The following is an 11,550-nucleotide window of genomic DNA, read 5'->3' on the forward strand; positions in this document are numbered from 1 at the left end:
GAATCACATTAAATCCCATTAGAATCAAAAAAAATTGTAAGTTTGCAATTGCATTTAATCGATTCAAAATTCCATATTTAGATTGGGTTTCAAAAAAGTTTATGTCTACACAAAATACGAATATTACCGAAAAGAAATATAAAAAACTGTCTATTCAAGTTTCCTTGACTGGACTTTCTTTTTGTTGTTTTGATACATTAAACAATACCATAACTTCTTTTAATGAAGTTCATTTTGACAGTTTCCATAAAGGAATACAAATTGAAGATTTATTTTCGAATGCTTTTCAGGAATATGCTGAATTGAATGACAGCTATGATGATGTGCTCATTATACACAACAACAATCTTTCCACATTTGTTCCTGAACCCTTATTCGATGAGAATTTTATAGGTAGTTATTTACAGTATAATACAAAAGTTTTTAAAACTGATTTTTTCGCTTTCGATGAAATTAGCAATTATCAAATCAACTGTGTCTATATTCCTTATGTGAATATGAATAATTTTTTTATTGACAAATTTGGTGCTTTTGATTATAAGCATGCGAATAGTATTTTGATCACTACCCTTTTGGATGCATCCAAAAATATTGACGATAAAAAAATGACTGTCCATTTTAATAAAGGCCATTTTGAAATTATTGTTATTCAAAATCAAAAGATGTTATTATTCAACTCCTTTGATTACCAAACACCCGAAGATTTTATTTATTACGTTTTATTTACTGCTGAACAATTGACTATGAATCCAGAAAAATTCTTATTGGAATTAATAGGAGATATTGATACAGAAAGTGAATTTTTCAAAATAGCCTACAAATACATCCGCAACGTTGCTTTAGTAGACGTTGAGGCTTTACGATGGAACAATTATTTTTCTGAGGCCGAAAACAGAAATCATTATATACTTTTCAACTCATGAGAATCATTTCAGGAAAATACAAAGGAAGACGCATAAATCCACCAAAAGGATTACCCGTTCGCCCTACAACCGATATGTCTAAGGAAGCTTTATTCAATGTTTTAAATAACCATTTTAGTTTTGAAGGATTGAAAGTATTGGACTTATTCGCTGGAACAGGAAATATAAGCTACGAATTTGCTTCTAGAGGAAGTTCTCCAATAACCTCAGTTGACGGGGATTTTGGTTGCGTGAAATTCATTAAACAAACAGCCGCTGAATACGATTTTAATATTGCGGCTACGAAAAGTGATGTCTTTAAATTTTTAGAAAGAAACAATGCCACTTTTGATATTATTTTTGCCGATCCACCTTATGCATTAGATCAAGCTACATTCGACAGAATTGTGCTGCTTGTTTTTGAAAAAAACAGTTTGAATCAAGACGGAATGATGGTTATTGAGCATTCAAAATATACTAAACTAGATCATCTAATTCATTTTTCATTTAAGAAAAGTTATGGCGGATCTATTTTCAGTTTCTTCGAATTGCCTTCATCAGACGAGGAGTTAGACGAGGATTTATTTAACGAAGACGGCGAAGAAGAATAGCCACTTACAATATAAAAACAGAAAAGCCTGGACGATGTTCGGGCTTTTCTGTTTTTATAAAAGTATTCTATTTAATTACCCATCCTAAAGAAAAATTAAGCACAGTCGCTACACCGTTATCATACTTCCCTATATTATAACCCATCCCCATATTTAAACCTAAATTAAAATTTCCTTTATACGTTCTTTGAAATCCCCAAACAGGAGCAATGGTAATCGAAGGATTTGAATATAATACTGATTCGTTTGAAGAAATAGATTGGAAATTATAAATAGCATTCAACGCTACAAAACCACCTGAATTCTTAGCTGTTACTTTTCCTTTTGCAGTTCTTTTATCTAAATTGTAATAATGGCGAAACTGTTCATTAATGTTTGGATAAAACGCATGCGCGGAACCTAAACTACTGTTACTTCGGAATGCAAACCCTGTACTTATTTCAGAATATAACGTGTTTTTTTCGTTAAAACCATGTTCGTAAACAACTCCAGGAAGGAGTACGTTAATTTTAAATTGATTTTTTTCAACAGATAGTTTCTCTTGAGCATTAGTAGTTGATAATGCTAGAAAACCCAATAAAAGGAATATTTGTTTCTTCATTTAATTATATGATTAGTATAAAACAAATGTAAGAATTATTACATAAAAACATACAGTTATAAATTAATTGTCAGAAATTAAAAGTGCTGACAATTTATCTAAAACCATTTTATAATTTGGTGTTTCTACTTCATATTTCAATCCTTGTTCCACTACAAATTGAGTCAAAGATGCCAATTCAAATTTACGTCCAGCCAATACATCACGATGCATCGAAGACGTAGCGCTATGTGGTGTTTTTTCTAATTTTAAAATAGTTTGCATAATAATGTCATTAGGTAATTCCAATCCTTTAACAGCGGCAATCAGCGTGATTTCATTGAGAAGACCAACATATAATTTTCGGCTAGAATCGGTACTTAGAATTTCACCTACATTTTGGTTCAAATAAGAAGTAGCTGATGCTAATGCGGATATGAAAATAAATTTTTCCCAAACCGTTTCTTCAATGTTGTCTACTAAATAACTCTCTATCGTTGCCTTTTTAAAAATGGATTGTAAGGCTTTCAGTTTAGAAATAGAGGCTGTTCTAGATCCAAAAAATAATTTTTCGTACGCCCCTATTTTTGTAATTTCACCAGGAGCATTAATCATCGAAACGATATAAACACAACCTTCTAAAACAACATTATCAGGATAAAGGATACTAATTCTTTCTGGCGCATCAACACCATTGTACAAAGGTAGAAAAACGGTGTTTTTTGTAATGCACTTTTGAAGCGCAAGAAGACTCTCTTCAATATCATACGTTTTTGTAGCACAAATGAGGTAATCTAATTTTCCTATTATTGCAGGATCATTAGATACTATGCTTGGAAAAACAATCATTTCATTGTCATCCGAAACAATTTTTAAGCCAGATCGCGCTATAGCTTTTTGAGTTTCCCCGCGTGCGATAAATACAATCTCAATTTGATCTGATTCAGCATAGGCTTTCGCCAAAAGTCCACCAAAATAGCCACCTACTCCACCCAAACCTAATATACCTATTCTTGTTTTCATAACCACTATTTAAAAAATTAAACCATTAAGAAATTTAGAAATCAAGTCTTTAGACTTAATATAACTGAATTTCTTAATGGTTCTCTTTTAGATTTCACAATCTTTGATTTATTAAATCTTTTAATAAAAATAACAGACCTATAAGCCGGATTCTGTATCCCGATAAATCGGGACCCTTATCATTTATCTAGATCTCGCATTACTACGAGACTCAAGCTATCTACCCTTCAACAACGGACGAGAAGCCCTTAAATGCTGATATACTTGATATTTCACCGCATAGAGTTTACCTGGTTTCACTACAGCATTACCTGTACATACTTTCTGTTGCACTTGTCCTAATCCGATTACTCGAACCGACGGGTATTACCCGCTATGCTTCTCTAAGGTGTCCGGACTTTCCTCCCTTCCGAAAAATCGGAACGACGATAAGGCGGTCTGCTGGGCAAATTTACATTTTTTTATTCATGCTTTGCTATTTTAGAATCGTTACTTTAACAACACTTTTGCAATATCTTAATTATAAAATAGTTATCTTTAAGATGAAAAAAATCTCTTATCATGAAACCAATCTATCATTATTCGACCGTTTCTGAAGCTCTTGATAATTTGAATGAAATGGGGTTTACTTATGACTTTAATATTCATGAGGAAGATATTGTAAAGAAACCTCATAATTACGAAATCAAACACATCTATCGTTATGAGGGAGATTCGGATCCTGGAGACGAAGCTGTAGTTTATGGCATTAAATCTACTTCAGGAAAAAAAGGGGTATTTGTTGCTGGATTTTCGGCTAATTCTGATAGCAAAGTGGCGCAAATATTATCAAAACTATGTGTTGATGAAAATGATCAACAATGCAGAATTTAAAGTATAAAAAATAGTAAAAAAAACAAATTAAGATAAAAATATGAAAAACATGTACCATTATGCTTCTGTTTCAAAAGCTTTAAATGAATTAAATGAAAAAGGATTTACCTATGATTTTAATATCCACGAACAGGAAATTGTAAAAAATCCAAATCAACATGAAATTATTCATATTTACCGTTATGAAGGAGATTCAAATCCAGATGACGAAGCAATAGTGTATGGTATTAAATCTGAATCAGGTACAAAAGGTGTTTTTGTTTCTGGTTTTTCAGCTAATTCAGTTAGTGAGGCTGCACAAATATTAATAAAACTTTCAATAGAAGAGAAAAACAGATAAATTTCTCAACTCATTTCCTAATTATATTTTTTAAATTATTCGTCCCAAATAATTATTTTTTTTCAAAGCTATATTTCGAACTAGATTTAATCGTAATTTGATGTTACTTACCGAAATAATAATTAAACGAATTAAAAATGAGGGTCCATTATCCTTTCGGGATTTTATGGAGATGGCTTTGTATTTTCCAGAATTAGGTTATTACAATTCAAAGAAAAATAAAATTGGACAAGACGGAGATTTTTATACCAGTGCAAATCTTTCTGAATCTTTTGGTGCAATGATAGGCCGGCAAATAGAAGAAATGTGGGAAATACTGGATAGAAAGCCCTTTAAAATTATTGAATACGGAGCAGGAACGGGGCTTTTATGTCGGGATATTTTACATTATTTAAAAAACAACACCAAATTATACAAACACTTAAGCTATTGCATAATAGAAAAAAGTGAGAGCATGCGTGCTGTTGAAAAGAAATATTTAATTGAAAAAGTAACTTGGCACAATTCTATAAAAACAATTCCAGATATAAATGGCTGTATCTTATCCAATGAAGTTATTGATAATTTTTCAGTTCATCAAGTAATAATGGACGAAGAACTTAAAGAAGTATTTGTAGATTATGACAATGGATTTATCGAAGTGCTACAGCCAGCTAAAAAGGAGCTTAAAGAGTACCTAAAAACTTTAAAAGTAGTACTTCCAAAAGGATATCGAACAGAAATTAATCTGGAGGCAATAGCATGGATAAAGGAAGTTTCACAATTTCTAAATAAAGGATATATTATTACAATTGATTATGGCTCTTTCTCTTCTGATCTATATCGAAATGCGAGAAGCAGTGGCACATTATTATGCTATAACAAACATCAAAAAAATGAAAATCCATACCAACTTATAGGTTATCAAGATATTACGTCACATACTAATTTTTCGGCACTTGGCCGTTGGGGTTTAAAATATGGAATTAATTATTGTGGAATGATTGATCAAACCAATTTTTTAAGAGCACTTGGCATTAAAGAATACCAAAACAGAGCCTTAAACAATCCCTTATGTAAAAGTCAAGTAAAAATTCATGAATCCTATATTAATTACGGATTATTGATGGCGATGGGAATGAAATTTAAAGTATTAATTCAACAAAAAGGAATAAACCAAAACTCTTTATCAGGATTAAAATTTGCAAAAACTTCAGTAATTAAAACTATTGAATAAGTCCCTTTTTCATAATCTATATTTAATTTTGAATTAAGTAAATTATCCTTTTCATAATATAATCGCATTACCTATATTTGCTATCGAATAAAATTTATATGGAACAATTTGTAGTATCGGCTCGTAAATATCGTCCACAAACATTTAATGATGTTGTAGGGCAAAAAGCCATTACCAATACTTTATTGAATGCCATAGAAAGCAATCACCTTGCTTCTGCCCTCTTGTTTACTGGACCTCGCGGTGTTGGTAAAACTACTTGTGCTCGAATTTTAGCTCGGAAAATTAATCAACCTGGTTATGATGACCCAAATGAAGATTTTGCTTTTAATGTCTTCGAATTGGATGCGGCATCAAATAACTCTGTTGATGATATTAGAAATTTAATTGACCAAGTTCGCATTCCCCCACAAACTGGGAAATATAAAGTTTATATTATTGATGAGGTGCATATGTTATCATCAGCTGCATTTAATGCTTTCTTAAAAACATTAGAAGAGCCACCAAAACACGCTATTTTTATTTTGGCAACTACTGAAAAACATAAAATTATTCCAACGATTTTATCGCGTTGTCAAATATTTGATTTCAAAAGAATAACAGTAAAAGATGCTAAAGAACATCTTGCAGAAGTAGCTACGAATCAAGGTGTCGTTTACGAAGACGATGCATTACATATCATCGCTCAAAAAGCAGATGGCGCCATGCGTGATGCTTTGTCTATTTTTGACAGAGTAGTTTCTTATTGTGGTGCAAACTTAACACGTCAAGCAGTTACTGAAAATTTAAATGTTCTTGACTACGAAACTTATATTACAGTTACTGATTTAATACTTGAAAATAAAATTCCTGATTTACTAATGGCGTTCAATGAAATTCTTTCAAAAGGATTTGATAGCCATCATTTTGTATCTGGATTAGCTTCTCATTTTAGAGATTTATTAGTAAGCAAAAACCCATCAACTCTATCGTTATTAGAAGTAGGTGAACAAGCTCAAAAAATGTACGGTTTACAGGCTAAAAAATGCAGTCAAGACTTTTTATTAAAAGGAATTGCTATTGCAAATGACTGTGATTTAAAATACAAGCTAAGTCAAAATCAACGCTTACTTGTAGAACTTTGTTTGATGCAACTAGCCTCTATCACTTTTGATGGAGAAAAAAAAAAGTTGAGTCCTTCATAATTCCGCCAACTTATTTTAGAAAAAATGATTATTCGATAGCTGATAATACTAAAGCTACTGAACCAGTTAAAACAGCTGAAATTCCTGTTACGAATACAATTGAAGTTGCAGTAAGCACAGAACCAGAAAATATTATTTCTCCAAGTTCTTCTACAAGAATTATTGAATCAAATTCAGATGAACCAAAAATTTCAGCCTTTTCACTATCTAGTATTCGAGCCAAAAAAGCTTTAGAAGAAAGCAGTAAGTCCTTTGTAAAAGAGTCAGTGCATTTACCTACAGAAACTTTCACTGAAACAGAAATGTTAATTCAATGGACAAAATACGCCAAACGACTGGGTGACAAAGGATTTAAAATAATGGAATCAATATTACTTATCAATGACCCCGTTTTGAATGGATCCACTACAATACATTTTGAATTACCAAATGAAGGTTCGAAATTAGATTTTGAAAGTGAGAAAAATGGACTCTTAGGGTATTTAAGAAGTCATTTACACAATCATGACCTATCTATAGAAGTGATAGTTAATGAAAGTATTACTAGTAATAAAAGCTTTAACGATCAAGATCGTTACAATAGGTTACATGAAATAAATCCTAATATAGAACTACTAAGAACTACTTTTGGTTTGGATTTAAATGCCTAATTTATTTTATTAAACTCTTTTCAATACGAGTATCAGGTACTAACCAAATAAATGCCACAATTAAATAAATCACTCCCGAAATCCATTGGTTAAAAAAGGAAATAATAATTCCCAAAATATATAAAACGATTGACAACTTTCCTTTTAGGTCATTTTTAGTAGCTTTCCCTACTAAAGAATCTACTCCTTCCGTCTTTACAATACACGTTTGCAATAGATTAAAAGCTATTGCTGAAAACATTAGAATAATCCCGTATAAGGTCATTGTTGACTTAGAAAAATAATTTTCTCCCATCCAAGCTGTTGAAAATGGAATTAAGGACAACCAAAAAAGTAAATGTAAATTTGCCCATAACATTTTACCGTTAACTTTTGTAAGCCCTTGAAGTAAATGATGGTGATTGTTCCAATAAATACCTATATATAAAAAACTTAAAACATAACTTAAAAATTTTGGAAAAACAGAGATTAAATCCTGAAATTCTTTTCCTTCAGGTGCTTTAATTTCTAAAATCATAATAGTAATGATAATTGCTAAAACACCGTCACTAAAAGCTTCTAATCTATTTTTATTCATCTTTTAGTTATATTTTTTCATAATACATTGCTTTTACAATTCCATCTGAAAGTCCAATTTTAGGCACATAAATCTGTCTTGCCCCACTCCACTTCATTGCATTAAGATAAATTCTAACTGCAGGAATAATTACATCAGCACGATCAGGGTTTAAACCTAATTCAGAAATTCTTTGCTCATAAGTTAATGAATTCAAAAAAGCATATTGAGAATTTATATAAATGTATGATAAAGGTTTCTCTTGCGTTTTACCCGACATTTTAAATAATTTATTGATATTCCCACCAGATCCAATAAGAGTTACTTCCTCATAATCAGCCGTATTTGTTCTAATCCATTTTTCAATTTCTTCCCAAACAACATCACAAACCATATTATTTAATAACCGAACAGTACCAGCCTTAAATGATCTGGAATTTACCATCTTACCATTAGAAAATAACGTGAATTCAGTACTTCCACCACCAACATCAACAAAAAGATACGTTTGATCCGTTTTTAATAAGTGATGTAAATCTGTCGATGCTATAATTGCGGCTTCTTTTTTACCATCAATAATTTCAATATTAATATCTGCTTTTTCTTTAATAACTTCTACCACTTCTTTTCCATTATAAGCTTCTCTCATTGCTGATGTGGCAAACGCTTTATAAGACTGCACCTTATGCACTTTCATTAAAAGATTAAATGCCTTCATTGCATCACACATCCTTTCGATATTCTCTTCGGAAATTTCACCAACTGTAAAAGCATCTTGTCCTAAACGAATTGGCACACGAACTAATGAGCTCTTATTAAATTGAGCTTCTTTACCCTCTTGTTCAACAATATTAACAATCAATAATCGCATGGCATTTGATCCAATATCGATTGCAGCATATTTTTTTATCTTAATCATTCTCTCTTATGAATTTTTATTTTTCAAAACGGTACTAAAAAAGTAATTTATTAAAATGTTTCTTCTAATAAATCTACTTTTCTTTGGTAGTATTTATACGTTTCAATTTGTGCTCTAAATATTGGGGCACCATTTCTTTCTCTATATTTATTATCTAATTTATCAGAATGGTAGCGCGCTTTTACATTTCCTTTCCAACCTAAATCAAAATTATCAATCAATTCATTTTTAATTTCTTGATCATAAATTGGGCAAGTTACTTCGACCCTACCGTCTAAATTTCGTGTCATAAAATCAGCTGAAGATATATAAACCTCCGTTTGGCCTCCATTACCAAAAATATAAATTCTAGAATGTTCTAAATAATTATCAACAATACTAATCGCTTCAATATTAGCACTCATTCCTTTAACACCAGGTATTAAAGAACAAATTCCTCTGACTTCTAGTTGAATTTTCACTCCTGCATTACTTGCTTCATATAGTTTATCAATCATTCCAAAATCAGACAAACTATTCATTTTTAGCTTTATATATGTTTTTCTCCCAGCGAGAGCATGGGAAATTTCTCTATCTATTAATTTATAAAATCGAGTACGTGTGTAATGCGGTGAAACAATAAGATGCTTATAACGATGAATTCTATAATTGATGTCAAAAAATTCAAATACTTTCGAAATATCTTTCAAAATTTGTTGATGACTCGTGAATAAAGTTACATCAGTATAAACTTTAGCAGTTGACTCGTTAAAATTTCCAGTTGAAATAAACCCATATCGTTTTGTTTTTCCTTTTTCGTTTCTTTCGATCACGCAGATTTTGCTGTGTACTTTCAGTCCTTTAATTCCAAAAATAAGATTGATTCCTTCCTGTTGCATTTGCTCTGCGTAGGAAATATTAGAAGCCTCGTCAAAGCGAGCTTGCAACTCAATTTGTACTGTTACTTTCTTTCCATTTTTTGCAGCATTAATAAGAGAGCTAATAATTTGAGAATTTTTAGCCAGTCGGTAAAGTGTAATTTTAATAGAGGTAACTTTAGGATCTAGCGCCGCTTCTCTCAAAAATTTTGTGAGATATGAAAAAGATTGATAAGGTGCATTTAGCAAATAATCTTTTTTACTTATTTTTTCTAATATACTTCCTTCTATGCTTAATCCCGGAATAGGTAAAGGAACATTTGTTTTGTATAATAAATCAAATCTTCCAAGGTTTGGAAAATTCATATAATCCCTTCTATTATGGTATCTTCCTCCTGGTATAATACTATCAGTGGAAACAATTTTCATTTTATCTAAAAAAAACTGTAAGGTATCTTTTTCTATTAATTGATCATAAATAAAACGAACTGGTTCACCAATTCTTCTGTCTTTTACACTAGTTGAAATTTTCTCTAACATGCTTTTACTCAAGTCACTATCAATATCCAATTGTGCATCTCGACTGATTTTTATCATATGAGCTGATACACTCTCATAATCAAAAATGTTAAAAATACTTTTTAAATTATGTCGAATGACATCATCAATTAAAATAACATATTGTTTTTCATCGTTTGAAGGTAAAACAACGAAGCGATTCATTGTTTTTGGAATTTCGATAATTGCATAACGAACTTCCGCATCTGTATTCATTACTAATTTTATAGCCAAATAACCTAAATTATCTTTCAACAATGGAAATTCAGCTAAATCATTTAAAATAATAGTTACTAACTCAGGACTCAACTTTTGAATAAAAAAATCTTTTAGAAATATCTCCTGTTCAACTGAAATTTCATTTTCATTTATAATAAAAATGTTTTCATTTTCAAGTTCATTTTCGATTCCTTTAAGTATAAGTAGACTTTCTGTTTGATGTTCAATTACTATTTCAGTAATATCTTTTACTAATTGTTGAGCTGAGATACCTCCAAGAATTTTTTCTCCTGATTTACCAGAAAGACTCAATCTTCGTATTGCTGCAAATCGAACTCTAAAAAATTCGTCTAAATTATTGGAAAAAATTCCTAAAAATCGCAATCTATCTAAAAGTGGTACTGAATCGTCTGCTGCTTCTTGTAGTACTCTGGCATTAAAAGCTAACCAACTTTTTTCTCTATCTATATATTTTTGATCTAACACTATATTAATTTTATTTTAAATCTTTTGGAGCTATTATTTTTTTCGTTTTACCTTTTTTTATTTTTTCCCAATAATCTGTATCAAATTGCAAAGATACAAAACCTGCTGTAGGAACATTATCTATAAAAACATCCCCAAATTTATTAACAAAATTTGTAATTGCGGCATTATGTCCAAAAAGAATCAAACTATCATAAGAATTACTGCAAGATTTAACTATTTTTTCTAATTGACTTTCATCAAAAGTGTATAGTGTATCTTTATATACAATACTTTCCATAGGATATAATAAGTTTTGAGCAAAAATTACAGCGGTATCTGATGCCCGTTTTGCAATACTACTCCAAATGATAAATGTTTTGGGCAAGTCGTTAATTATATTTAAAGATACCAAATGGGCATCTTTGTAACCCCTTTGATCTAATGGTCTATCGATATCTTTTAGAGGTGCATCCCAATTTGATTTAGCATGTCTTATTAATATTAGATTTTTCATATTCTCAATCTTTCTGATTAATTTCTTTAATATTTTAACCGAAATAGAAAGATACAATATATATAGTTATTAAACATTAT

Annotated in this window: 14 protein-coding genes and 1 other RNA gene; 7 read left to right on the forward strand and 8 right to left on the reverse strand. The window is 30.6% G+C overall.

Translation table 11 applies throughout. The annotated features are described in order from the left end of the window. The first annotated feature begins 101 nt into the window (after positions 1-101). Complete coding sequence (locus AB3G34_RS06505) at positions 102-923, forward strand: DUF3822 family protein (protein ID WP_369753842.1); 822 nt, start codon at positions 102-104, stop codon at positions 921-923. Then, entirely contained in the window at positions 920-1,513 is a 594-nt protein-coding gene (locus AB3G34_RS06510; protein WP_369753843.1) for an RsmD family RNA methyltransferase, read from the forward strand. The genes AB3G34_RS06505 and AB3G34_RS06510 overlap by 4 nt, the downstream gene beginning before the upstream one ends. Positions 1,514-1,580: 67 nt before the next feature. Here AB3G34_RS06510 and AB3G34_RS06515 read toward each other — a convergent pair whose 3' ends face one another. The 3 genes from AB3G34_RS06515 to rnpB form a co-directional block, all read right to left on the reverse strand. After that, complete coding sequence (locus tag AB3G34_RS06515; RefSeq protein ID WP_369753844.1) at positions 1,581-2,114, reverse strand: hypothetical protein; 534 nt, start codon at positions 2,112-2,114, stop codon at positions 1,581-1,583. A 63-nt stretch (positions 2,115-2,177) separates the two neighbouring features. Then, positions 2,178-3,116, reverse strand: coding sequence for a ketopantoate reductase family protein (locus AB3G34_RS06520; protein ID WP_369753845.1), 939 nt, complete (start codon positions 3,114-3,116; stop codon positions 2,178-2,180). A 125-nt stretch (positions 3,117-3,241) separates the two neighbouring features. Then, positions 3,242-3,561, reverse strand: an RNA gene (gene rnpB, locus AB3G34_RS06525) — RNase P RNA component class A. 116 nt (positions 3,562-3,677) lie between these two features. Here rnpB and AB3G34_RS06530 point away from each other — a divergent pair. The 4 genes from AB3G34_RS06530 (at position 3,678) to dnaX (ending at position 6,729) form a co-directional block, all read left to right on the forward strand. After that, on the forward strand, positions 3,678-3,989 hold the full coding sequence (locus AB3G34_RS06530; protein ID WP_369753846.1) for a hypothetical protein: 312 nt from the start codon (positions 3,678-3,680) through the stop codon (positions 3,987-3,989). Between the two features lie 40 nt (positions 3,990-4,029). Then, complete coding sequence (locus AB3G34_RS06535) at positions 4,030-4,329, forward strand: hypothetical protein (protein ID WP_369753847.1); 300 nt, start codon at positions 4,030-4,032, stop codon at positions 4,327-4,329. A 100-nt stretch (positions 4,330-4,429) separates the two neighbouring features. Then, on the forward strand, positions 4,430-5,545 hold the full coding sequence (locus tag AB3G34_RS06540) for a class I SAM-dependent methyltransferase (RefSeq protein WP_369753848.1): 1,116 nt from the start codon (positions 4,430-4,432) through the stop codon (positions 5,543-5,545). A gap of 98 nt (positions 5,546-5,643) precedes the next feature. Further along, positions 5,644-6,729, forward strand: a complete 1,086-nt coding sequence (dnaX, locus tag AB3G34_RS06545) for a DNA polymerase III subunit gamma/tau (protein ID WP_369753849.1) — start codon at positions 5,644-5,646, stop codon at positions 6,727-6,729. Between the two features lie 28 nt (positions 6,730-6,757). Here the strand turns inward: dnaX and AB3G34_RS06550 are convergent, their stop codons facing one another. Next, entirely contained in the window at positions 6,758-7,021 is a 264-nt protein-coding gene (locus tag AB3G34_RS06550; RefSeq protein ID WP_369753850.1) for a hypothetical protein, read from the reverse strand. 67 nt (positions 7,022-7,088) lie between these two features. Between AB3G34_RS06550 and AB3G34_RS06555 the strand changes: the two genes are divergently transcribed. After that, positions 7,089-7,379: a DNA polymerase III gene (locus AB3G34_RS06555; RefSeq protein WP_367753216.1), complete on the forward strand. Its 291-nt coding sequence runs from the start codon at positions 7,089-7,091 to the stop codon at positions 7,377-7,379. Between the two features lies 1 nt (position 7,380). Here the strand turns inward: AB3G34_RS06555 and AB3G34_RS06560 are convergent, their stop codons facing one another. The 4 genes from AB3G34_RS06560 to AB3G34_RS06575 are packed head-to-tail and all read right to left on the reverse strand — an operon-like array spanning position 7,381 to position 11,470. Beyond that, entirely contained in the window at positions 7,381-7,956 is a 576-nt protein-coding gene (locus AB3G34_RS06560; RefSeq protein ID WP_369753851.1) for a TMEM175 family protein, read from the reverse strand. A 7-nt stretch (positions 7,957-7,963) separates the two neighbouring features. After that, positions 7,964-8,854 carry a Ppx/GppA phosphatase family protein gene (locus AB3G34_RS06565; RefSeq protein ID WP_367753220.1) on the reverse strand — a complete coding sequence of 297 codons (891 nt, stop codon included), beginning with the start codon at positions 8,852-8,854 and terminating at the stop codon, positions 7,964-7,966. 50 nt (positions 8,855-8,904) lie between these two features. Beyond that, complete coding sequence (gene ppk1, locus AB3G34_RS06570; RefSeq protein ID WP_367753222.1) at positions 8,905-10,974, reverse strand: polyphosphate kinase 1; 2,070 nt, start codon at positions 10,972-10,974, stop codon at positions 8,905-8,907. A gap of 10 nt (positions 10,975-10,984) precedes the next feature. Then, positions 10,985-11,470 (reverse strand): histidine phosphatase family protein, encoded by a 486-nt coding sequence (locus AB3G34_RS06575; RefSeq protein ID WP_369753852.1) that lies wholly within the window; start codon positions 11,468-11,470, stop codon positions 10,985-10,987. Positions 11,471-11,550: the final 80 nt, after the last annotated feature.

The sequence above is a fragment of the Flavobacterium sp. WC2409 genome, assembly GCF_041200085.1.
Taxonomy (GTDB): domain Bacteria; phylum Bacteroidota; class Bacteroidia; order Flavobacteriales; family Flavobacteriaceae; genus Flavobacterium.